Raw genomic sequence first — 21420 nt, forward strand, 5'->3', positions numbered from 1 at the left:
GGGCCGGGGGCGGCGGGTCGGGGGTGCGCCGGGGCCGGGGGGGGGGGGGGGGGGGGCCCGGCGCCCCCCCCCCCCACCGCGAGGGCGGCGGCGAGGACGGGAGCGAACGTGCGTGCGTGCAAGGTCGGCCTCCTGTGGGGGAAGGTGGGCGTGCTCATGCGCGTACTGCCGGGCTCCCTGCCCGCGCGCGCCGCCCGCCAATCCCTCAAAATGCGGGGGAGTGGCCGCGCCGGACCCGGCGCTTCACGGACTGCCGGGCCGTCCCCGACGGCCCTCACCCTGCCCCGGCGGGCCCTCACCGTCCACCGGAGGCCGAGGCGGAGGCCGGCCGGGCGGTGCCTCGCCCGCAGTCAGGTGTTCGAGGACTTCGACCAGCTCCTGGCAGGCCAGCTCCACCGAGCGGCGGGTGTTGTGCTGCTCGGTGATCACGGCCGACAGCAGCAGGGCGGTCAGGGCCATCGACCCGTTGAACAGCTGAAGCTTGATCATCACCTCGGTACGGGTCAGCTCCGCGAACGGGCCGCTGCCGTCGGTGGCCGCGACGGTGGCCAGCACGGAGGCGACCAGCGCGCACAGCACACTGCCCGCCAGCTGGAACCGCAGGGCCGCCCAGATCAGCAGCGGGTAGATGAGGTAGAGCAGGCTCATCCTGCTGTGCGTGGCCAGCGGGATGATCGCGCACGCCGCGACGACGAGGAGCACAGCCTCCTGCCAGCGCCCCGGATCGGGCGCCGGGCGCGCCTCGCTCAGCAGAAGCAGCGCCGGGGTGACGAGCAGTACCCCCATGGCGTCGCCCACCCACCACGCCAGCCAGACCGGCCAGAAGCCGTCCCAGTCCAGTTTGCCGGTGGCGACCAGGATGCCGACACCCACCGTGGAACTGATCAGCATCGCCGCCAGCGCCCCGAGGAAGACCAGGGCGACACCGTCCCGTAACCGGCTGAGGGCGGTCCGGAAGCCCACCTTGCGCAGCATGAGGAAGGCACAGACCGGGGCGAGGGTGTTCCCGGCGATGTTGCCGAGCACGGTCAGGCGCAGTGAGGAGGTCAGCGACAGAACGACGAGCAGCGCTCCGAGCGCGATGCCCGGCCAGCAGCGCAGGCCGAAGATGAAGAGGGCGGCCACCGCGACGCCGGTGGGCGGCCAGATGGGGGTGAAGACCGCGTCCCCGACGACGAGCTGGCGCAGCAGTCCGAGCCGTCCCGCCGCGTAGTAGCAGGCGGCGACGGCCAGTGTCTGCACGCAGTAGACGACCGCTTGGCGCCGGTCCGGGGTACGCACCACAGGTGCCATCACACACCGGTACCGGCCGTTCGGCGAGGCGGCGGGGCCCGCGCACCGCCCTTAGGCTGAACCAGGACCGAGGGGCCGAGGCGGGGCGCCTTGCGGCCGCGGTCTACGGCCTGCCGCTAGGGTCTACGGCCTACTGCCTACTGCCTACTGCCGGGAAGCGGACTTGTCCCGGCCGACCACCAGCACGGCCGCGTCGTCCGCGTGCCCCACCCGCTCCGCCCCCCGGATCACCGCGTTCGCCAGCGAGGTCGCCTCCATCCCGGCGACGGCGGCGACGCCCGCCAGGCGCACCACCTGGTCGAGCCCTTCGTCCACGTTCAGTGCGGGTCCCTCCACCACCCCGTCGGTGACCAGGACGAACACGTCACCCGCCGAGAGGCGGTGCACGGTCACCGGATACTCCATCTCCGGAGCCACACCGAGGGGCGGCCCGCCCGTGTCGTCGGCGAGCCCGGACCGGCCGTCGGCCGTGGCCCACAGGCACGGTATGTGCCCGGCCCGCGCGCTCTCCAGCACCCCGGTGGACGGGTCGAGACGGACGAACGTGCAGGTGGCGAAGAGATCGGTGCCGAGGGCGAGCAGCAGGTCGTTCGTCCGGGCGAGCAGTTCCCCCGGGTGGCTCGTGACGGAGGCGAGGGCGCGCAGACCGACCCGTACCTGCCCCATGAAGGCGGCCGCCTCGATGTTGTGGCCCTGTACGTCGCCGATGGACAGCCCGATACAGCCGTCGGGCATCGTGAACGCGTCGTACCAGTCCCCGCCCACGCTGAGACCGTGGTGGGCGGGCTGGTACTCCACGGCCAGCTGGAAACCGGGCACCAGCGGCAGACTGGCCGGGAGCATGCCCTGCTGGAGGGCGACGGCCAGCTCGACCCGCGACCGCTGGAGCTCCGCCCGCTCCCGGGCCTGCGCGGTCAGCGCTCCGAGCCTGGCGAGCAGCTCGTCACCGTCGTCGGTCGGGTGCCTGCGGGACATCGATCACTCCGGCCAGGGCAGTGGGCGGGCACGAAAGCTGCCCTCTTCCTGCCAAGAAGACTGCTAGGGATGAGCTATGAATGAGCTATGAATGAGACTGCTACGAATGACAGATAAGCACCAATTGTCGTTTTCGTATCAAATTCTGCGATTCTATCCGCGACAGGGGCACTCCGCGCGCCGAGCCACCCGTCCGGCCCAGCCGCGCCGAGCCACCCGCCCGGCTCAGCCGCGCCGAGCCGCCCGCCCGGCCCGGCTCAGCCGTGCCGGGCCAGCTTGAGAGCGGAGACCAGCAGTACGACGGCGAGCGCCGGGATGAGCACCAGGTCCGGGAACACCCCGAGGAGCAGCCCGCCGAGCACCGCGCCCGCGACCGACCCCGCGGCCATGACGACGCCGAAGCGGACATGGGCGCCCAGCACCGCGAAGCTGCCGTCACGGCTGTAGCGGGCGAAGGCCACCAGCATGGTCGGCAACGACACCAGCAGGGACAGACTGCCCGCCGTCCGGATGTCCACCGCGAACAGCAGCACGATCGTCGGGATCAGCAGCTCGCCGCCGGCCACGCCCATGATCGCGGCGACGACCCCGATCCCGAACCCGGCCAGCACCCCACACGGCACCTCGGCCCACACCGGCAGCCCGAGCGTCCCCACGGTGGTGGTGTGCGTGACGACCAGCGCGGCGGCCATCAGCACCATCAGCGCCGCCAGCACCCGGTGGAGCGTGGAGCCGCGCATCCGGACCGCCCAGGCCGCCCCCGCCCACGCCCCCAGCAGGCTCCCGGCCAGCAGGTTGACGACGACCGGCCACCGCGCGGCCACCTCGGCAGCCGGTACGGCGGCCAGCCGGGCGGGCAGCGCCACCAGGACCACGACCAGGCTCATCGCCTTGTTGAGGATCACCGCCGAGAGCGCGGCGAACCCGAACAGCCCGATCAGCAGCGGCAGGCGGAACTCCGCGCCACCCAGACCGATCATCCCGCCCAGCAGACCGACGACAGCTCCGGCCCCGAACACCCAGAACGCCGAGCGCGTGGGATGAACGGAGGACCCGGCACGGACCGAATGCTCCGCCCGCACGGAAGTCAGATCCTCGTCACCGGCCACGGTGAGCATCCTCGCCGGCAGCACCCGCCGCCCGCTACGCCCCACCCTCACCTTTGAAGGAAGGCACCGGGACCGCGCCTCCGATTCGTCCGGTCCTCCCAGCCACCGTGAGGCGCCCGCCGGCCACCGCGCCCTTGCCGCAGACGATCACAGGCGCTTCAATGCACCCACCCCCACAGGAGGAACACCCGATCAAACCCAGCGAAGGGGTTCTTCTTGACCGCCATACGCGCCACCGCCGTCACCGCGGCCGCCTGCGCCACCGTGCTCGCCCTCGTGTCCCCCTCGTCCGCGATCAACTCCTACAACGCGACGCCCGCTCCCGAGCGCACCGAGGTCGGCGCGCTCGTGGCGACCTGGGACCACGACGGCGACCCGGCCACCCCGGACCGCGTCGACTGGGTCTGCTCCGGCACGATGATCGACGCCGACACCTTCCTGACCGCCGCGCACTGCACCACGGACTGGCCGGACAACGTACGGTTCCACGTCTCGCTCGACCAGGACGTCCAGGCCGGACTGGACGCCGCCGCCAAGAAGTACCCCGGCGACCCGGCGGCCCAGGCGAGCGCCGTCGCCGTCCAGGGCACCGCCCACAACCACCCCGGCTACCCGGGCCCGGCCGCCGACACCCACGACATCGCGGTCGTCGAGGTCCCCGCCGCGAAGATGAAGGCCCGCTGGTCCTTCACCCCGGCCACCCTGCCGACCGCCGGCCGGCTCGACGCCCTGGGACCGCGGCAGCTCGACTCGGCCGCCTGGACCGTCGCCGGCTACGGCACCCAGGAGGCCGAGCGCGGACCCGGCGGCCACACCCACCCGGGCGGCGGCGTCCGCATGAAGGCACCCGTGACCTTCGACGCCCTCAACGACGCCTGGGTCCGCCTCGCCATGACCGCCCCGCAGGGCAACGGCGGTGCCTGCTACGGCGATTCGGGCGGCCCCAACTTCGCCGTCATCGACGGCAAGCGCATCCTCGCTTCCACCACCATCACCGGCGACAGCCCGTGCTACGCCACCAACGTCACGTACCGCCTGGACACCCCGGGCGCCCGTGCCTTCCTGTCGCCGTTCGTGCGGCTGCCGTAACCCGGGTGGTGCCGGCGGCGGCGCGTCCGTCCGCCGCCGGCACGATCGCGCGACGCGGCGAGCGAGGGGCCCGCGCGTCCGCGTACTGTCGACCCATGACCGAAGACTCCCAGCGTTCCGTCGTCATCGAGCGGACCGGCACCGGCCACTTCGTCGCCACCAACACCCGCGGCGGCACCCTCCGCTTCGGTACGGCTTCCGACGACGGCCACAGCACCGAGTTCACCCCGGTCGAACTGCTCCTCGCCGCGATCGGCGGCTGCACGGCGGCCGACGTCGACGTCGCCACCAGCCGCCACGCCGAGCCCACCCGGTTCTCGGTCTCGGTCACCGGCGACAAGATCAGCGACGAGCAGGGCAACCGCCTGACCAACCTCAACGTCACCTTCACCGTCGCCTTCCCCGACGACGAGGCCGCCGACCGCGCCCGCGCGATCCTCCCCCGAGCGGTCAAGACGTCCCACGACCGCCTCTGCACGGTCAGCCGCACCATCGAACTCGGCACACCCGTCACCACGACCATCGAGCCCACCGCCGACGACACTCCCTAGGCGTCGTTGGCGGCCATCCACAGCTGCGTGTCGGTGGTGGCCAGCCGGCCCGGCCGTTGCGATGCCTTGTCGGGCACGACGGCTCGTACGTAGGGCTGTTCGCCGTCCTCCACCGTGACCTTCGTGCCGTCGAACCGCGGTGCCTCCTCCCGTACGACCGACCTCAGCTCGGCCGCGACCCGTTCGGCGGTCGCCTTGTCCTCGACCACGGCGCACAGGATCTCGGTGTTCTCGGAGGCGGAGGACGCCTGCTGGCCGAGGACGGAGAGCCGCGTCGGCTCGTCGGGCCTCAGCCCGGCGAAGTCGGCGCGGTACACGTCGCCCAGGCATTCCGAGGCGCGCCGGAACTCCGCCTTGTCCGCCAGTGAGGCGCCCTGGTCCGGATGGACGGCCGCCATGGGGTCGGTGCCCTCGTGGGAGTAGGAGATCTCGTCGTCCGAGACCTGGAGGGACGGCTTCGACCCCTTCGCGTCCCTCCAGAACTCCTCCTTCCGCTCGTATCCGTTCGACTTCAGCGCTCCGGTGATCGCGGCCGCGTCGAACCTGCCCTCCCAGTGACCGGCGACCTCCGAGTCGACCGCTGTGTCGATCTGGTCCCGCTTCAGCTGCCCTCCCCACGGACCCGCCTCATACCCGGTGACGAGGGCACTGGCGGGGAGCTCCACCGCCGAGAACCGCTCCCCGCCGTCCTCGGCGAGTTCCCGCACCCGAGCCATGTCGAGGTACGTCACCGACTTGTCGCCGACGCTCTCGGCGGCCAGGGAGGACAAACCTCGCAAGAGCTTCGAGTCCTCACCGCCTTGACCCGAGTCGGTCGAGCAGCCGGTTCCCGCGGCGGCGATGACGAACAGAGCGACGACGGCTTTCCCGAGCCTGCGGTGTCCCATGGTCATGACACGGCAGCCTAGCGATGCGGGGGAGGCCGCTGGGGAGCTGCGGCTGTGGTGCCGTGTGACGTCCGTCTGGTGTCCGTCTGGCGTCTACGTGGTGTCGGTGTGGCGTCAGGTGGCGCCATGGGGCGCCGGAGCGTCGCACGGCGGTGGGCGCGTGTCGCGGGTGCCCATGGGTTGTTGTCGCTGATGGGAGGCCTTGGCGTAGCGGTCGGAATTCGGGTGTGCCAGTCGGGCTTGCGTGTGGCGCCATCGTGGTGCCATGATGGCGTCATGGACCTCACCCCGTATGTCGACACCATCCGCCGTGAACTCGCGGTGGCCGCCGAAGCCGGCGGGGGCGACGCGCGTGAGCTGGCCGAGCGGCTCACGGCTCCGCTGGAGTCGGCGACCCGCCTCACCATGCTCCACGTGCTGTCCGCCGCGATGGACGAGATCACTCGCGAACTCGCCCCCGGCTCGGTCGACGTACGGCTGCGCGGGCTCGACCCCGAGTTCGTGGTGACCCTGCCCCCCGCCGACGGCGGCCCCGTGGAAGCGGGGGAGACGGAGCCCGCCGAAACGCTCCAGGCGCCCGCCGTCGCCGACGGTGACGAGGGTGGCACCGCCCGCGTCAACCTCCGGCTGCCGGCCCACCTCAAGACGCGCGTCGAGGAGGCCGCGAGCCGCGAGGGCCTCTCGGTCAACGCGTGGCTGGTGCGGGCCGTCTCGGCCGCGGTCGACGGCGGACCGCGCCCGCGCACGAACCAGGAGGTCCGGAAGGCCCGGCACGTCGGCCAGAACTTCACCGGCTGGGTGCGCTGACACCACCCCGCACCCGCACCGCACCCGCACCACTGCGGCACACGCACCACACCGCACCACAGCGGCACCCGCACCACACCCGCCGCCCGTTTCCACCCCACCACGTCCCACCAGCGGGGACGACCCGACGACTCACGAGGACGGGACAGCCATGCCTTCTTTCGACACTCCGGAAGCGATCTCTGTGACGGCCCATGTGGAGGCCGGCTCCATCCAGTTCACGGCGGGCGACCGCCCCGACACCGTCGTGGACGTGCGGCCGCGCGACCCGAAGAAGGACCTGGACGTCCGGGCGGCCGACCAGACCGAGGTGCGGTACGCGGGCGGCGTACTGACCGTCAGGACCCCCAAGGCCCATCTGCTCGGCCGCGGCGGAGTCGTCGACGTCACGATCGACCTGCCCACGGGCTCGCGCGTCGACATGACCGGCGCGTGGACCCAGGTCCTCGGCGAGGGCCGGCTCGGCGAGACCCGCGTGAAGACCTCGTCCGGCGACGTCCGCCTCGACACCACCGGCCCGCTCGACCTCATCGCCTCGCACGGCTCCATCACCGTCGAACAGGTCGAGGGCGCGGCCGAGATCACCACCAGCTCCGGCAGCATGCGCGCCGGCCTCCTCGACGGTCCCGCCGTCCTGAAGAACTCCCACGGCACCACCACCATCGACGCCGTGACCGGCGAGGTGCGGGTGAGCGGCGCCAACGGGGACATCGAGATCCGGCGTGCCGAGGACTCGGTCACCGCCACCACCGCTCACGGCACCCTGCGGGTGCGCGACGTGGTCCGCGGCACCGTTCAGCTGGAGACCTCCTACGGCGCGATCGAGGTCGGCGTCCGCGAGGGCACCGCCGCCTGGCTGGACGTCAGCTCCAGCTCCGGCCAAGTGCGCAACGCGCTCACCGCGTCCGAGGCACCGGGGGAGTCCGAGGACACCGTCAAGATCCGCGCCCGCACCCGCTTCGGCAACATCGACATCGTCCGCGCCAAGTCCTGAGCGCGCCGGGGCGCTCGACCGATCCGGGCAGAGATTCCCATGGCCGACGAGCAGGTGAATGACGGCCGAGAGGCCGTGATCGAGGACGACACCCAGCCCTTCCGCGGTCATCGCCCGAGGTCGTGCGAAGTGGTCGGACCTCAAGGGCTGCTGTTCATGCGCCTGGTGTCCGGACGCCGGGCCCTGGCCGGAGTGGGACAGCAGGAGGCACACCGCGAAGGCGGCGCCGGCTGAGGCGGTCGGCGTCGTCCGAGGAAAGCGGTCCGGAGCTCGCCCCGGCTCAGCCGGCCGAGGTCACCGGCGCGCTGGACTCCCACACGAACCCGTCCGGGTCGCTGAACGGCGCGGTGTCACCGGAGAGCACGATGCGGTGCGATCCGGTGCCTTCGGCGGGGACACCCGCCACCTTGGCCAGGGCCCGGCGCTTGTACAGGGACAGCTTCACCCGGCCGGGCCCGGAGGCGAACTCGACGTACTTGCCGCCGAAGCTCTCCGCCACGGTCATGCCCTGCCGGACGTAGAACTGCCTGCAGGCCTTCACGTCCTCGACGCCGAGCACCAGCACCACCTCGTCGACGTCCCGGGTGACGGGGCCGCTGTCCTTCTTCGCCGAGGTCGCGATCTGCCGGATCGTGCCGTCGGCGGCCTGGACGACACCGCCGTAACCCCACATCGACTTCGCGGCGGGCTTCAGCACGGTCGCGCCCGCGTCCCGCGCGGCGGCGACGAGCACGTCGACGTTCCCCGGTTCCGCCGGACCTCAGCCGCCGGCGGGCGGAACCGATGAACCGCAGGTCGCGCACGCGCGCGGCTCATCGGCCACGACTCAGCCGTCGGCCGCGACTCAGCCGTCGGCCGCGACTCGGCCGACAGCCGCCACTCGGCCGTCGGCCGCCACTCAGCCACCGGCCGCGCCCGGTCCCGCGTCGACGGGGACGCCCAGCCGGTCGGCCACGGTGGTGAGGGCCTGTCCCAGGGGAAGGGCGACGCGGACGAGGGCGTGCCGGTCGCCTCGTGTCGGGTCCCGGTTGACGATCAGTACCGGCTTGCCCTCCTCGGCCGCCTGGCGGACGAACCGCAGCCCGGACATCACCGTCAGCGAGGAGCCGAGGACGAGAAGCGCGGTGGCCCCACGGACCAGCCGGCGGCAGTGCTCCACCCGCTGCGGTGGCACGGTCTCGCCGAAGAACACCACGTCCGGCTTGAGGATGCCGCCGCACAGCGCGCAGGGCACCACGCGGAAGTCCGCGACCTGCCTGTCCGTGAGGTCCGCGTCACCGTCCGGATTGATCCCGGCGGCCACCGGCTCGAACCCCACATTGGCCTCCTCCAGCCGCCGCGCGAGTTCCCGGCGCGGGCTGACGGCACCGCAGGACAGACAGACGACGCGGGCCAGGCTCCCGTGCAGCTCGACGACATCCGCGCTGCCGGCCGCCTGGTGCAGACCGTCGACGTTCTGGGTGATCACCCCCGCGAGCAGCCCGTGCCGCCCGAACGCCGCGACCGCCCGGTGCCCGGCGTTGGGCCGGGCCCTGCCGAAGGTGCGCCAGCCGAGGTGGCTGCGCGCCCAGTAACGCCGCCTCGCCCGGACGCTGCCGGTGAAGTCCTGGTACGTCATCGGCGTGTGCCGGCTCAGGCTCCCGCCCTCGCCCCGGTAGTCGGGGATGCCCGACTCCGTGGAGATCCCCGCCCCGCTGAGCACCAGCACCCCGCCGGTTCGCAGCGCGTCGGCGACCGGCCCGGTGTCCGTGGTGCCCGGCGGAAGGTCCTCGGTGGGCGTCCAGTTCAGTGTGGGGCGCATGCGCATGCCGCCAGGGTACGGAACACGTCCGGATCACCCCTCGCGAAAACGGGTTGTCCCCGCGCGGGGCGATCGGCTTGGGTGCGTACCCGTGACCGACCTGAGCGACCTCATCCGCCCGGACCGCTATCCGCGCTCCTCCGGCTACGACCCCGCCTGGCTGCTCGACCTCGACATGGGACCGAACCCGTTGTGGCTGCTGGAGGACCTCGCACGGGACCTCGATCTGCGCCCGGGCATGCGCATCCTCGACCTCGGCTCAGGAAAGGGCGCCACCTCGGTGTTCCTGGCCCGCGAATACGGCGCCGAGGTCGTCGCGGCCGACCTGTGGGTGGCTCCGGAGGACGCGGCGGCCGTCTTCACGGAGGCGGGTGTCGGCGACCGGGTGCGGGCCGTCCGCGCCGAGGCGCACGCCCTGCCGTTCGAGGAGGAGAGCTTCGACGCGATCGTCAGCGTGGACGCGTTCGAGTACTTCGGCACGGCGGACGGGTACCTGCCCTACCTGGTCCGCTTCCTGCGCCCCGGCGGACAGCTGGGCATGGCGACGCCCGCCATGACACGCGAGGTCCGTGACCTCGGAGCCATCCCGCCGCACATCAAGAAGGCCGTCGGCTGGGAAGCGATCGCCTGGCACACGGCGCAGTGGTGGCGCTTCCACTGGGCGATCACCGAGCTGGTGGAGGTGACCTCCGCGCGGTTGCAGCCGGACGCCTGGCGGGACTGGCTGTTGTGGGCACGGGCGGGAGCCGCGCACCACCCGGACGGCCGGAGCAGGAACCAGCCCGTCATCGACATGCTCACCGCGGACGGCGGAGCACTCCTCTCCTTCGCCCTCGTCACCGCACGGAAGAAGTGAACGGCCGTGCTACGCGCTCCCCTCGACACGCCCGTGGAGTGCGGGCGGCCGGGCCGGAGGCCCGACAAGTGTGTGCCCCCGACCCGGGCGCCCGGCCCGGTCCGGTCCGGAGACCGAAGGCGGAAGCGACATCAACCGCGTGCTGCTGCCGGTGATCGACCGCGCCCGCCGGGAAGGCGGCTGCTCGTCGCTGAGCGGCCGCCCGTCGGGTCCGCTGCCGCCCAGCAGGGCACTCATCAGGTCCGTGCCGGTCGTCGGCCAGGACGTCGTGGCGCTGTTAGTCGCCGACTCGGAGTCCAGCGTCCTCACGCTCACCTGGGCCCGGGTGCTCCTGTCCCCGGCATCCGGACGTCGCGACCCGGGTAACACACTGGAGTCGGTGCTGGTCCTGGCCACCGTGCTGAGCCGGTACGACATCCACGTCACCGGGGACCCGCGCCCCGCCTCGCGGTCGCCCCGCCGCCCGCCGCCCGCGTGAGCCTGTCCCTCACACCGCGCCGCCACCGCGGGCCGCACCGGCACCCGCCCAGCCGGTGCGGCCGCAGGGACGGTAGTAACCGCCCGCCGTCTCCTACGCGCGCGGCCGATGATTGCGTAGTACGTCCTGCTCGTGCGGCATGGAGAAACCGCCCGCGGGATCGGCGAACTCCCGGCGGACGTAATCGGCGACCGCCTCTTGCGGCGGGGCCTGCGCGTACGGCTGGTAGGCGGCGACACCGAGGTGGAAGCCGGCGACGGCGACGGCCTCGCCGAGGTCGCCGCTCGTGTAGCGGGCGGGGACGGAGTCGAGGAAGAGGGAGCCGGCCAGGCCCTCGTCCGCCGCGGTGAGCTCTTCGGCCAGGTCCCTCAGGTCGAAGTGGCTGCCGGTGAAGTGCCGCACCATCCGCATGCAGGCGTTGTCCGGGTTCTGGAGGACGATCAGGAAGGTGCCGCCCGGCTCGACCCAGTCCAGGACGCGCCGCACCGTCGGGGCCCACTCCGCGCGCGGCACGTAGTACAGGACGTGGGAGAGCAGCGCCAGATCGGCGCTCACCTCCGGTTCCGCCCGCAGCACGGGCTCGGCCAGGATCGTCGCGTCCGGGCACACCCGCCGCAGTGCGCGCCGCATCGGCTCGCTGGGCTCGACGCACACCGTGCGCTCGAAGCGCGGGCTGAGATGGCTCGTGGTGGTCCCGTCGGCGGGCCCGACATCGAGCAGCACGCGCCGGGCGGGCAGCCGGCGCACCACGTCGTCCAGGTAGGCGTGCGTCTGGTCCTTCTCGTCGCTGCCGACGAGGAACCGCGCCAAGGCGTGACGGTAGGCCTCGTCCTCGCAGCGCAGTCCCCTGGCACGGTCGGTGTCCTGCAACACCATCGCAAACCCCCTTCATCGGCGCTGAACCGGCGCCGTTCGCATGAGCGCAGAAAGCATCCCCAACATGGCATATCCGACCCGCTACGGACGGTGACCGACGCGGCCGCCGGGCCGTGATGGGACGGACGGCGTCACAGAGGGGCATGTGGGTGACCCGGCCGGGCGCGCTCGGCACCACCCGAGGGCTCACCACGCCCGGGTCGGACTGGGCGCCGTAGCCGCGCGGGGCCGAGCGCCGTGGCTACGCGGGGCCGGGCACTGAAGCCGTGCGCTCGGCGCGGAACCGGACGAGCCGGGACGACGGCCCCCGAGAAGCGGCTGCCCTCGTCGCGGCGATCAGAGACTGCTGAGCCGACTCCGACGCACCCGCGGCACGCCCGCCCAACCGGCGGCAGCGGTCTCAGTCGGTGTGAAGGACCCGGAAGCGACCGGGATCCGCCGGATCCCGGTCGACGACCTGGACCGGCGCCGAAGCCCACTGCCAGACGCCGATGCCCGGCATCCGGGAGAACCGGATCCCCCCCCGGGTGCCATCGACCGTGACACGCGCCCAAGCTGCGGCCACGCCTGCCCGCTCCACGCCGTGGGACCGCAGCACCTCGCCGAGGACGGCGATCGTGTCGTAGCCCTCGTAGGCGACGAACGAGGGCTGGCGGCCCAGCCGTTCACGCAGGACGGTGCCCACCCGTGCACCCAGGGGCGTGAGATGCCCGGGCAGGTACCGCAGGAACGGGACCGCCGCGCCGTCACCGCCCAGCGCCGCGGCCCACTCACCGAACTCCGGCTGCCCGGCCGGAGCACCGATCAGGACCTCGGACAGGCGCCGGTCCCGGCGGACCGACCGCACGATCGGCACCGCCGGATCCGGATGGCCGACCAGCAGCAAGAGCACCGTCGCGCGACCGCCGGCGAGCGCGTGGCACACGGCCGCCGGGGTGAGCGCAGTCATGTCGAGTTCGGTGACGGTGCCGCCGCGCGGAGCGAGGTGGTCGCGCAGAATGCGGGTCCCGGCGGCCCAGTAGACACTCGGCTGCACCGCTACGGCGACGTGCCGGTGCCCCGCGCCGAGGAGGAAGTCCGCGTAGACCCGCCAGCCACGGGACTGTGGCGGGCACAGGCGCGCGACCCACTCCGTGGGCTCGTCGGTGAGCGCGTCGAGCACCGCCGAGGAGCACAGGTACGGCAGACCGAGGGCGTTCGCACAATCGGCGGCGGTGCGAGCGACGACACTGTGGTACTCACCCGCCAGGGCGGCTACTCCCAGGCCGGCCAGTTCCTCCACGGCCGCGGCGGCCCTTTGCGGATCGGCCGCGCTGTCGCGCACCAGCAGCTCCAGCGGCCTCCCGGCGATCCCCCCGCCGTCATTGGCGTCACGGACGGCCGACTCCATCCCCGCGAGCAGGTGCCGACCGGCCTCGACCCAGCCGGGCCGCGTCAGCGGCACCAGCGCGCCGATCCGCACGGAAGACCCACCGGTCCGCTCCGCCGCACGGCGCGATGACGGCGTACTCATGTGTCGGCCTCCCCCGTGTGACGGTGCGGGACCCGGCGGGCCGTGCCCGGACCACCGACTCCCGACCCCGACCCCGACCCCGACAAGGTCAAGATCATGCGGACGGGCAGCCTACCCGGGCCCGACTAGAGTGATCACCATGCCGATCCCCGTTCACGCGCTGGCGTACCGGCCGTTGACCACTGAAGCGGTCGCCGAGTTCGTGGCCCTCCCCGCCGTACCGCACATCCCGGACGACGAGGACGCCATCGACGCGGAGCTGGACCGGCGCGGGTGGAGCCCACAGCACGAGCTGGTCTGCGACTCCTTCCTCACCGGGTACGGGCACGTGCTCTGCACGGACGCCCTCAGCCCGTTCGGGCAGCCCGACGCCCGGCAGTTCCTGGTCTTCGGTGAGCTGTACCCGGTCGATCCGGAGGAGGGCGGCCTGGACAACGAGCGATGGCTGTACGGACTCATGGACGCCTGGCAGCGGTTGCCCGGCTGGACCGGCCGCAGGCCGAGCACCGACCAGGACTGCGAGGCCGTGCTCGCTCAGGCGGAACGCGCGGTGACCGGACACCTCGGCACCGCCCCCGAGCGGACCGCGAAGTCGTCGGACACCCTGGCCAACGGCCCCGCGCTGACCCACCGCATCTGGCGCACCCCCACCCACGCCCTGATCCTCGGCCCCGCACCCGACAACGGCCCCTACGGCTACCTCACCCACCTCCAGCTCTCCTGCACCCCCCTCACCTGCGGCCCCGAACTCCCCCCGGCCGACGACGCCGCCGCCCTGACCAAATGGATCGGCACACACGTCGATTGGTGAGCCGGAGAGGTTTGATCGGCGAGGTGATCTGGGGAAGCGGTCGAGCCGAACAGGCAGCCCCTCGCCGTCGACGAACCTTCCCCGCCTACTTGTGCTTCGCCCTGGTCTACGGCGACACAGGACAGTTGGCGGAGGTGTACTCGTCCGCGACGCCGAACACGCTCGCGCAGCGGGGGCACTCGGCCTGGCCGAAGAGATGGGCGATTCCGTCGGCGAGGGACTCGTGCCCGTCGCGGACGGCAGTCCGATGCATCCACCTTCCGGTGCCGGAGAGTTCCTCCGGGGCCGCCGGCCGTAGACCGCGACGGTCCACGTCGCCCAGATGCCAGTCGCGGATCGCCGAATAGCGTCCGTGATCCCCGATGGCGATCGTCACTTCCACGGCACAGTGAGGGCAGGCCAGGTGGTAGAAGTCGTCCGTGAAGTCCCCCAGGACGGCCGCCCAGTGGTACTGCTCCCTGGCCGCGAGCAGATCGCGGAACGTCGCGAGGTAGTCGACCGGCCGCGCCTGCAGTCGCCGGTCCAGCAGCTCGCGGAACGCCGCGATCGACTCGGCGCAGTCCGCCAGCAGATCATCGCAGCCGTGATGTCCCGCCGCGCATCGGAGAATGGTTCCGGCCAGTCCACGTGCCCGTGCGCTCCCCGAGGCGAGACGCACCAGGCGCGGCAGGGCGGCAAAGCCGGCCGGGAAAGCGAGGTCCTGTTCGAGGACCAGCCGGTATTCCAGCTCGGTCCACGCTTCGGCGTTGCCGTCGCGCTCCACCAGCTCCAGAAGCACGGGCACGCGATCGGTATCCCCATAGCAGTCGTACATCAGCGTCCAGTTCACCACTCGGGTATTGAAGCGAACCCTGACAGCTACAGCTTGAGCGGACGCCTCAGTTCCTGACCCCGGACAGGTCTAGGACGACTCCCGCACCACCAGCTCCGTAGGAAGCACCAGTTTCTGCGGGGACGGCGTGTCCTCGGTGATCTGGTCCAGCAGCAGCCGGGCCATCGCACGGCCCAGTTCCTCGACCGGCTGGCGCACGGTGGTCAGCGGGGGATGGGTGTGGCGGGCGAGGACGGAGTCCTCGAAGCCGACGACGGCGACATCGTCCGGCACCCGCCGTCCCCGCCGCCGCAGTTCGGCCAGCGCGCTGACCGCCATCAGGTCGGACGCGGCGAAGACGGCGTCGAGATCCGGTACGCGTTCAAGAAGCGAACGCATCGCCCGGCGTCCGCCCTCCTCCGTGAAGTCACCCACCTCGACCAGACATTCGTCGGCCGGCGTCCCGGCGTCCCGGTGGGCGTCCCGCCAGCCCGCGAGGCGGCTGCGGCCGACGTCCATGTCCAGCGGCCCGGTGATCGTCGCGATCCGGCGCCTGCCCCGCTCCAGCAGGTGCCGGACGGCGGCGGCCGCACCCCCCGCGTTGTCGGAGGTGACGTGGCTCAGCCGCTCCCGCTCGTCGCGGCGGCCGGCGAGGACCGTGGGCAGGCCCATCTTCTCCAGGATGCCCGGCAGTTGGTCGTCGGCGTGGACCGAGACCAGCAGCACCCCGTCCACCCGGCGGGTCGCCACCGACGCGGTCAGCTGGTCCCGCTCGGCCTGGTCGCGGACGAGCATCAGCTGGAGCTGCGTACGGGTCTCGGACAGCGCCCCGCTCACGCCGCGGATCAGGGCGGCGAAGAAGGGCTCCGAGCCGAGCCGGCTCTCGGACTCCGGGATGACCAGGGCCACCGCGTTGGTGCGGTTGGTGACCAGACCCCGGGCCACGGAGTTGGGCACGTAGTCCAGCTCCTTGATCGCCGCCAGGACCCTGGCGCGCGCGTCGGCGCTGACGAGTTCGGAGCCGTTGATCACGCGGGAGACCGTCGTCCGGCCCACTCCGGCGCGGGCGGCGACTGTCTTGATCGTGGGGCGGCGGTTCCCTGTCATGTGCTCCTCCCGGCGGCAACCGCGCCGGCCTCGGCCGCGGACGTGACCAGCGGCAATTGTGGCAGAGCCGGCGGCGCTGGCCGCACCGTCCCCATGGCATGGAACGTACGCCGTACGCCGCTCCCGCGTGACGAATTGTTTTCAAGTCATTGACATGGCGGACCGCTGCCATAAGTCTTCAGACGTCCAGTGGGCACGTTCCCACCCGTCATTGGGAACGTGCCCACCATGTGATCGTCACACCGAGTAGTTCTCGGGCCGCCCGTCGCTCCGGTGCGTCAGCGCCGTCGCTTGGAGGAACTCCCATGGCAACTGTTCACAGGTCAACGCGCGCCAGAACGGTCACGGCCCTCGCGGCCGCCGGCGCGCTCACGCTCCTCGCCGGCTGCAGCGGCAGCGACGACTCGGTGACCGGCGGCGGCAAGAAGGACGGCAAGGTCGTCATCACCATGGGCATGTACGGGGTGATGGGCTTCGAGGAGACCGGCCTCCTGGAGCAGTACGAGAAGGAGAACCCCGACGTCGACATCAAGGCCGAGATAGCCGGTGACGAGCAGACCTACTACACGGCGCTCCAGACGAGGCTCGCCGCCGGCAAGGGCCTGAAGGACATCCAGGGCATCGAGATCGGCCGCGCCAAGGAGATCGTCGACACGCAGGCCGGCAGGTTCGCGGACTTCTCCGACGTCGCGGGCACCGACCACTTCCTGCCGTGGAAGCAGTCCCAGATCACCACCGAGGACGGCAAGGTGCTGGGCCTCGGCACCGACATCGGCCCGATGGCCGTCTGCTACCGCAAGGACTACTTCGAGCAGGCCGGCCTGCCCACCGACCGCGACGAGGTCGCCAAGCTGTGGGAGGGCGACTGGAAGAAGTACGTGGAAGTCGGCCGTACCTTCAAGAAGGACTTCAAGGGCGGCGACGTGGCGTACATGGACGCGGCCAGCGGCCTGTTCAACGCCATGGTCTACGGCTATCCGGAGCAGTACTACAACGCCGACGGCGAGCTGATCTACGACAAGAACCCGGCCGTCAAGGAGGCCTGGAACCTCGCCGCCGACGCCGCCGAGGCGGGGCTGACCGCCAAGCTGCGCCAGTTCCAGCCCGGTTGGGACCCCGGTCTGGCCAACGGCACCTTCGCCACGGCCGTGTGTCCCGCCTGGATGCTCGGCCACATCGGCGAGAAGGCCGGCGAGGCCAACAAGGGCAAGTGGGATGTCGCCAAGGCCCCCAAGGGCGCCAACTGGGGCGGCTCCTTCCTCGGCGTCGTGGAACAGAGCCCGGTGAAGGAGGAGGCCAAGAAGCTCGTCGCCTGGCTGACCGCGCCGGAACAGCAGGCCCACATCTTCCGCGAGCAGGGCAGCGTCCCCTCCTCGCAGAAGGCGCTGGAGAGCCCCGAGGTCAAGAAGGTCACCTCGGAGTACTTCGACAACGCGCCGATCGGCGAGATCTTCGGAGCCGCCGCCCAGGAGATCCCGGACAAGCAGGTCCTCGGCCGCAAGGACGGCACGATCAAGGACATCTTCTCGCAGGGCCTGACCCTGATCGAGCAGCAGGGCACGGCGCGCGACGAGGCGTGGCAGACCACGGCGGAGCGCATCGAGAAGGCGGTCGGCTGAAACACCCCCGGCCCCCTCGGGTCCGGATCCAGCTTCGGCTCCAGGCCTCCCGGCCTCCAGGCCGCGTCCGGGCCCGCCGCATCCCTCGGCGGGCCCGGCTCCCCGGCTCACCCGCCCGCTCTCAGGAAGGAAACCCGGTGGCCACCTCCACCACCAGCGCCCGGCTCGGCGAGGGCCGCGGCGGGCCGCCCGCGAAGCGGGGCGGCGACGGCGCCGGCCGGCGCCGCGGCGCGCTGCTGCACCGCCTCGACGTCAAGGGCGCCCCCTACGCGTTCGTCGCGCCGTTCTTCGTCGTGTTCGCCGCGTTCAGCTTCTACCCCCTCGTCTACACCTCGTGGATCTCCCTGCACCGGGTGGAACTCGCCACCCTGGACGTCATGGAGTGGGTGGCGTTCGACAACTACGTCGAACTGTGGAACGACTCCCGCTTCTGGAACGCGCTGGGCAACACCATCACGATCGGCGTCATCTCCACGGTGCCGCAGCTGCTGATGGCGCTCGGCCTGGCCCACCTGCTCAACTACCGGATGCGCGGCTCGCTGTTCTTCCGCGTCGCCTCGCTCGTGCCGTACGCCACCTCGGTCGGCGCCGCCGCCCTCGTGTTCACCATGCTCTTCGAACGCGACTTCGGCATGATCAACTGGGCGCTCGGGGCGGTCGGTCTGGACCCGGTGGACTGGGAGGCCGACAAGTGGCCCGCCCAGATCGCGATCTCCACGATCGTCATCTGGCGCTGGACCGGCTACAACGCGCTGCTCTACCTGGCCGCCATGCAGGCGATCCCCGCCGACCGCTACGAGGCCGCGGCCATCGACGGCGCCTCCCGCTGGAAGCAGTTCACCCACGTCACCGTGCCGGGCATCCGCTCCACCATCGTCTTCACCATCGTGCTCTCCACGATCGGCGCCACCCAGCTCTTCGGTGAGCCCTTGATCTTCGGCCAGGGCCCCAACGGTGTGGCGGGCGGCGCGGACAACCAGTACCAGACGCTGGGCCTGCTGCTGTACGAGGAGGGCTGGAAGAACTACCAGATGGGCCGCTCGGCGACCGTCGCCTGGGCGATGTTCCTGCTGCTCGTCCTCGTCTTCGTGGTGCAGCGCCTGATCAGGCGCCTGCGCGTCACCCGTACGTCCTGACCAGGAGCTGCCATGTCCACAGAAAGCCTCCCGGTCCGGACGGACACCCCGGCCCGGACCTCCGAGCGCCGGACGCCCGCCCGGGGCGGCCGCCGACTGCTGCGCCAGGGCGCCGGCCGCCAGCACCACGCGGGCCCGCTCACCTACGTCCTGCTCGCCGTCATGGCCGTCCTGTCGATCTTCCCGCTGTACTGGACGATGGTGGCGGCCTCCACGGACAACACCCGGGTCAGCCAGACCCCGCCGCCGTTCCTGCCCGGCCCCAATCTCTTCGACAACCTCGCCCGCGCCTGGGACGAGGCGGCCATGGGCAAGGCGATGATCAACAGCACGATCGTGGCCGGGGTCATCGCCCTGTCCACGGTGTTCTTCGCGACGCTCGCCGGATTCGCCTTCGCCAAACTGCGGTTCAAGGGCCGCAACATCCTGCTGATGCTGGTGATCGGCACGATGATGGTGCCGCCGCAGCTCGGCGTCGTACCGCTGTTCATGATGATGTCGGAGCTGGGCTGGTCCCAGCGGCTGCCCGCCGTCATCTTCCCCACCCTGGTGAGCGCGGTCGGTGTCTTCTTCATGCGGCAGTACCTGACGGAGGCGCTGCCCGACGAACTGGTCGAGGCCGGCCGCGTGGACGGCGCGCACTCGCTGCGGATCTTCTGGAGCATCGTGCTGCCCGTCGCCCGTCCCGCGATGGCCGTCCTGTTCATGATCACGTTCGTGCACGCCTGGAACGACTTCTTCTGGCCGTTCGTGGTGCTCGACATGACCAACCCGACGGTCCCGGTCGCCCTCACCCAGCTCAGTGCCGGCTACATCCGCGACCAGTCACTGATCATGGCGGGCGCGCTCCTCGGCACCCTGCCGCTGCTGGTGATGTTCATCGTCTTCGGCCGGCAGATCGTCAGCGGCATCATGGCGGGCGCCGTGAAGGGCTGACCCGCCCCCGGCCGGCCGGCCCGGCCTGCCCCGTCCCCGGCTCGGCCCGGCTCGCCAGGCTGGCCCGCCCGGCCCGCCCGGCCCGCCCGACCCGCCGGGTCGGCCGGCCCACCCGGTCCGCCGGTCCCGGCCGTCCCTCACCCTTCCCCTCCCCGACCGACCTCCTCCGAAAGGACCTAAGTGGTCACCGCAGCACAGCAGCAGACCGCGTCCGCCCCGGACGCCTCCCGCACCTTCCCGAAGGGCTTCCTGTGGGGTGCCGCGACCGCCTCGTACCAGATCGAGGGAGCCGCCCGCGAGGACGGCCGCACCCCGTCCATCTGGGACACCTACGCCCGCACCCCGGGCCGGGTCCGCAACGGCGACACCGGCGACATCGCCACCGACCACTACCACCGCTGGCGCGAGGACGTCGCCCTCATGGCCGACCTCGGCATCGGCGCGTACCGCTTCTCCCTCGCCTGGCCGCGGATCCAGCCCACCGGCCGCGGCCCCGCCGTGCAGAAGGGCCTCGACTTCTACCGGCGTCTCGTCGACGAGCTGCTGGAGAAGGGCATCCGGCCCGTCGCCACCCTCTACCACTGGGACCTGCCGCAGGACCTGGAGGACGCGGGCGGCTGGCCGGAGCGCGTCACCGCCGAGCGGTTCGCCGAGTACGCCGCCCTGGCCGCCGACGCCCTCGGCGACCGGGTCCGGACCTGGACCACCCTCAACGAGCCGTGGTGCAGCGCCTTCCTCGGCTACGGCTCCGGCGTCCACGCCCCCGGCCGCACCGACCCCGTCGCCGCGCTGCGCGCCGCCCACCACCTCAACCTCGCCCACGGGCTCGCCGTACAGGCCCTGCGCGACCGGGTCCGCGCCGACGCCCAGTGCTCGGTCACCCTCAACATCCACCACGTGCGCCCCCGCACCGGCAGCGAGGCCGACGCCGACGCGGCCCGCCGGATCGACGCCCTGGCCAACCGCGTCTTCACCGGGCCGATGCTGCGCGGCGCCTATCCAGAGGACCTTTTCAAGGACACCGCCGGGCTCACCGACTGGTCCTTCGTGCGCGACGGCGACCTGGAGACCGCCCACCAGCCGCTCGACTTCCTCGGCGTCAATTACTACACGCCCACCGTCGTCTCCCGGGCCGACGGCAGCGGCAACCACACCTCCGACGGGCACGGCCGGAGCGCGTACAGCCCGTGGCCGGGCGCCGACGACGTCGCCTTCCACCAGCCGCCGGGGGAGACCACCGCCATGGGCTGGGCGATCGACCCGACCGGCCTGTACGACCTGCTGCGCCGCCTGTCCTCCGACTTCCCGCGACTGCCGCTGATCATCACCGAGAACGGCGCGGCGTTCCACGATTACGCCGACCCCGAGGGCAACGTCAACGACCCGGAGCGGATCGCGTACGTACGCGACCACCTGGCCGCCGTGCACGAGGCGATCAGGGACGGCGCGGACGTCCGCGGCTACTTCCTGTGGTCGCTGCTGGACAACTTCGAGTGGGCCCACGGCTACAGCAAGCGCTTCGGCGCCGTCTACGTGGACTACCCGACCGGAACCCGTATCCCCAAGGCGAGCGCCCGCTGGTACGCCGAGGTGGCCCGCACCGGCGTCGTCCCGGGCGCCTGACCGGGCTCCGGCATCTGATCCCCTCAGGTCCCTGACGCCTGACGCCTGACGCCTGATCCCGCCCGCCCAGGTGCGGCACCGCGCTCCACCCCGCCCCCCGCTCGGTGCCGCACCCGCCCGCCGGCGATCACAGCAGTCGCCCGCAAAC

At 72.0% G+C, this 21420-nt stretch carries 21 protein-coding genes and 1 pseudogene; 12 read left to right on the forward strand and 10 right to left on the reverse strand.

Translation table 11 applies throughout. From position 1 onward, the window contains the following. Positions 1-243: 243 nt before the first annotated feature. From AB0K92_RS27725 to AB0K92_RS27735, 3 genes are all read right to left on the reverse strand, one after another. On the reverse strand, positions 244-1284 hold the full coding sequence (locus tag AB0K92_RS27725; RefSeq protein ID WP_365927239.1) for an MASE1 domain-containing protein: 1041 nt from the start codon (positions 1282-1284) through the stop codon (positions 244-246). A gap of 153 nt (positions 1285-1437) precedes the next feature. After that, on the reverse strand, positions 1438-2268 hold the full coding sequence (locus tag AB0K92_RS27730; RefSeq protein ID WP_365927241.1) for a PP2C family protein-serine/threonine phosphatase: 831 nt from the start codon (positions 2266-2268) through the stop codon (positions 1438-1440). Positions 2269-2525: 257 nt separating this feature from the next. Then, the gene (locus tag AB0K92_RS27735) at positions 2526-3422 is read right to left on the reverse strand and encodes a sulfite exporter TauE/SafE family protein (RefSeq protein ID WP_365927243.1); all 897 of its coding nucleotides are present in this window, start codon (positions 3420-3422) and stop codon (positions 2526-2528) included. A gap of 171 nt (positions 3423-3593) precedes the next feature. Here AB0K92_RS27735 and AB0K92_RS27740 point away from each other — a divergent pair, with 171 nt between their 5' ends. Continuing rightward, positions 3594-4466, forward strand: a complete 873-nt coding sequence (locus AB0K92_RS27740; RefSeq protein ID WP_365927245.1) for a trypsin-like serine protease — start codon at positions 3594-3596, stop codon at positions 4464-4466. A 95-nt stretch (positions 4467-4561) separates the two neighbouring features. Then, complete coding sequence (locus AB0K92_RS27745) at positions 4562-5017, forward strand: OsmC family protein (protein ID WP_365927247.1); 456 nt, start codon at positions 4562-4564, stop codon at positions 5015-5017. Here AB0K92_RS27745 and AB0K92_RS27750 read toward each other — a convergent pair. Beyond that, entirely contained in the window at positions 5014-5910 is an 897-nt protein-coding gene (locus tag AB0K92_RS27750; protein WP_365927249.1) for a hypothetical protein, read from the reverse strand. The two genes, AB0K92_RS27745 and AB0K92_RS27750, sit on opposite strands and share 4 nt — an antisense overlap. Before the next feature lie 270 nt (positions 5911-6180). Here AB0K92_RS27750 and AB0K92_RS27755 point away from each other — a divergent pair, with 270 nt between their 5' ends. The 3 genes from AB0K92_RS27755 to AB0K92_RS27765 all read left to right on the forward strand — a co-directional run bounded on the left by AB0K92_RS27755 (position 6181) and on the right by AB0K92_RS27765 (position 7939). Further along, positions 6181-6711, forward strand: a complete 531-nt coding sequence (locus AB0K92_RS27755) for a hypothetical protein (RefSeq protein WP_365927251.1) — start codon at positions 6181-6183, stop codon at positions 6709-6711. A 151-nt stretch (positions 6712-6862) separates the two neighbouring features. Next, positions 6863-7705, forward strand: a complete 843-nt coding sequence (locus AB0K92_RS27760; protein ID WP_365927253.1) for a DUF4097 family beta strand repeat-containing protein — start codon at positions 6863-6865, stop codon at positions 7703-7705. Between the two features lie 39 nt (positions 7706-7744). Then, the gene (locus AB0K92_RS27765; protein WP_365927255.1) at positions 7745-7939 is read left to right on the forward strand and encodes a hypothetical protein; all 195 of its coding nucleotides are present in this window, start codon (positions 7745-7747) and stop codon (positions 7937-7939) included. A 46-nt stretch (positions 7940-7985) separates the two neighbouring features. Here AB0K92_RS27765 and AB0K92_RS27770 read toward each other — a convergent pair. Together AB0K92_RS27770 and AB0K92_RS27775 are read right to left on the reverse strand one after the other, a co-directional pair. After that, a pseudogene (locus tag AB0K92_RS27770) lies at positions 7986-8459 on the reverse strand (glyoxalase); the annotation flags it as partial. Positions 8460-8603: 144 nt separating this feature from the next. Next, positions 8604-9512 carry an NAD-dependent protein deacetylase gene (locus AB0K92_RS27775; RefSeq protein WP_365927257.1) on the reverse strand — a complete coding sequence of 303 codons (909 nt, stop codon included), beginning with the start codon at positions 9510-9512 and terminating at the stop codon, positions 8604-8606. 85 nt (positions 9513-9597) lie between these two features. On the opposite strand from AB0K92_RS27775, the gene AB0K92_RS27780 reads away from it, so the two are divergent. After that, the gene (locus AB0K92_RS27780; RefSeq protein ID WP_365927259.1) at positions 9598-10362 is read left to right on the forward strand and encodes a methyltransferase domain-containing protein; all 765 of its coding nucleotides are present in this window, start codon (positions 9598-9600) and stop codon (positions 10360-10362) included. 139 nt (positions 10363-10501) lie between these two features. Further along, positions 10502-10840, forward strand: coding sequence for a hypothetical protein (locus AB0K92_RS27785; RefSeq protein ID WP_365927261.1), 339 nt, complete (start codon positions 10502-10504; stop codon positions 10838-10840). A gap of 93 nt (positions 10841-10933) precedes the next feature. On the opposite strand, the gene AB0K92_RS27790 is transcribed toward AB0K92_RS27785, so the two are convergent. Both AB0K92_RS27790 and AB0K92_RS27795 read right to left on the reverse strand, forming a co-directional pair. Further along, entirely contained in the window at positions 10934-11716 is a 783-nt protein-coding gene (locus AB0K92_RS27790; protein ID WP_365927263.1) for a methyltransferase domain-containing protein, read from the reverse strand. Positions 11717-12116: 400 nt separating this feature from the next. Further along, complete coding sequence (locus AB0K92_RS27795) at positions 12117-13229, reverse strand: ABC transporter substrate-binding protein (RefSeq protein WP_365927265.1); 1113 nt, start codon at positions 13227-13229, stop codon at positions 12117-12119. Positions 13230-13368: 139 nt separating this feature from the next. Between AB0K92_RS27795 and AB0K92_RS27800 the strand changes: the two genes are divergently transcribed. Further along, positions 13369-14040: a hypothetical protein gene (locus AB0K92_RS27800; RefSeq protein ID WP_365927267.1), complete on the forward strand. Its 672-nt coding sequence runs from the start codon at positions 13369-13371 to the stop codon at positions 14038-14040. 106 nt (positions 14041-14146) lie between these two features. Here AB0K92_RS27800 and AB0K92_RS27805 read toward each other — a convergent pair whose 3' ends face one another. Together AB0K92_RS27805 and AB0K92_RS27810 are read right to left on the reverse strand one after the other, a co-directional pair. Further along, positions 14147-14872, reverse strand: a complete 726-nt coding sequence (locus AB0K92_RS27805; protein ID WP_365927269.1) for a hypothetical protein — start codon at positions 14870-14872, stop codon at positions 14147-14149. 69 nt (positions 14873-14941) lie between these two features. Beyond that, positions 14942-15958 carry a LacI family DNA-binding transcriptional regulator gene (locus AB0K92_RS27810; RefSeq protein WP_365927271.1) on the reverse strand — a complete coding sequence of 339 codons (1017 nt, stop codon included), beginning with the start codon at positions 15956-15958 and terminating at the stop codon, positions 14942-14944. Between the two features lie 305 nt (positions 15959-16263). On the opposite strand from AB0K92_RS27810, the gene AB0K92_RS27815 reads away from it, so the two are divergent. From AB0K92_RS27815 to AB0K92_RS27830, 4 genes are all read left to right on the forward strand, one after another. Next, positions 16264-17577, forward strand: coding sequence for an extracellular solute-binding protein (locus AB0K92_RS27815; RefSeq protein WP_365927273.1), 1314 nt, complete (start codon positions 16264-16266; stop codon positions 17575-17577). A 137-nt stretch (positions 17578-17714) separates the two neighbouring features. Further along, on the forward strand, positions 17715-18713 hold the full coding sequence (locus AB0K92_RS27820) for a sugar ABC transporter permease (protein ID WP_365927275.1): 999 nt from the start codon (positions 17715-17717) through the stop codon (positions 18711-18713). Positions 18714-18725: 12 nt separating this feature from the next. Beyond that, positions 18726-19649, forward strand: a complete 924-nt coding sequence (locus AB0K92_RS27825; RefSeq protein ID WP_365927277.1) for a carbohydrate ABC transporter permease — start codon at positions 18726-18728, stop codon at positions 19647-19649. 180 nt (positions 19650-19829) lie between these two features. Further along, the gene (locus tag AB0K92_RS27830; RefSeq protein ID WP_365927279.1) at positions 19830-21272 is read left to right on the forward strand and encodes a GH1 family beta-glucosidase; all 1443 of its coding nucleotides are present in this window, start codon (positions 19830-19832) and stop codon (positions 21270-21272) included. The last annotated feature ends 148 nt before the right edge of the window (positions 21273-21420 follow it).

Origin of the sequence: Streptomyces sp. NPDC052687 (genome assembly GCF_040678395.1) — a bacterium.
Lineage (GTDB): Bacteria > Actinomycetota > Actinomycetes > Streptomycetales > Streptomycetaceae > Streptomyces.

Excerpts from the sequence above, each read along its gene's own strand:
- AB0K92_RS27730 (WP_365927241.1), bottom strand. The coding sequence starts at position 2,268 with ATGTCCCGCAGGCACCCGACCGACGACGGTGACGAGCTGCTCGCCAGG.
- AB0K92_RS27745 (WP_365927247.1), top strand. The coding sequence starts at position 4,562 with ATGACCGAAGACTCCCAGCGTTCCGTCGTCATCGAGCGGACCGGCACC.
- AB0K92_RS27750 (WP_365927249.1), bottom strand. The coding sequence starts at position 5,910 with ATGACCATGGGACACCGCAGGCTCGGGAAAGCCGTCGTCGCTCTGTTC.
- AB0K92_RS27755 (WP_365927251.1), top strand. The coding sequence starts at position 6,181 with ATGGACCTCACCCCGTATGTCGACACCATCCGCCGTGAACTCGCGGTG.
- AB0K92_RS27760 (WP_365927253.1), top strand. The coding sequence starts at position 6,863 with ATGCCTTCTTTCGACACTCCGGAAGCGATCTCTGTGACGGCCCATGTG.
- AB0K92_RS27765 (WP_365927255.1), top strand. The coding sequence starts at position 7,745 with ATGGCCGACGAGCAGGTGAATGACGGCCGAGAGGCCGTGATCGAGGAC.
- AB0K92_RS27775 (WP_365927257.1), bottom strand. The coding sequence starts at position 9,512 with ATGCGCATGCGCCCCACACTGAACTGGACGCCCACCGAGGACCTTCCG.
- AB0K92_RS27790 (WP_365927263.1), bottom strand. The coding sequence starts at position 11,716 with ATGGTGTTGCAGGACACCGACCGTGCCAGGGGACTGCGCTGCGAGGAC.
- AB0K92_RS27795 (WP_365927265.1), bottom strand. The coding sequence starts at position 13,229 with ATGAGTACGCCGTCATCGCGCCGTGCGGCGGAGCGGACCGGTGGGTCT.
- AB0K92_RS27800 (WP_365927267.1), top strand. The coding sequence starts at position 13,369 with ATGCCGATCCCCGTTCACGCGCTGGCGTACCGGCCGTTGACCACTGAA.
- AB0K92_RS27810 (WP_365927271.1), bottom strand. The coding sequence starts at position 15,958 with ATGACAGGGAACCGCCGCCCCACGATCAAGACAGTCGCCGCCCGCGCC.
- AB0K92_RS27815 (WP_365927273.1), top strand. The coding sequence starts at position 16,264 with ATGGCAACTGTTCACAGGTCAACGCGCGCCAGAACGGTCACGGCCCTC.
- AB0K92_RS27825 (WP_365927277.1), top strand. The coding sequence starts at position 18,726 with ATGTCCACAGAAAGCCTCCCGGTCCGGACGGACACCCCGGCCCGGACC.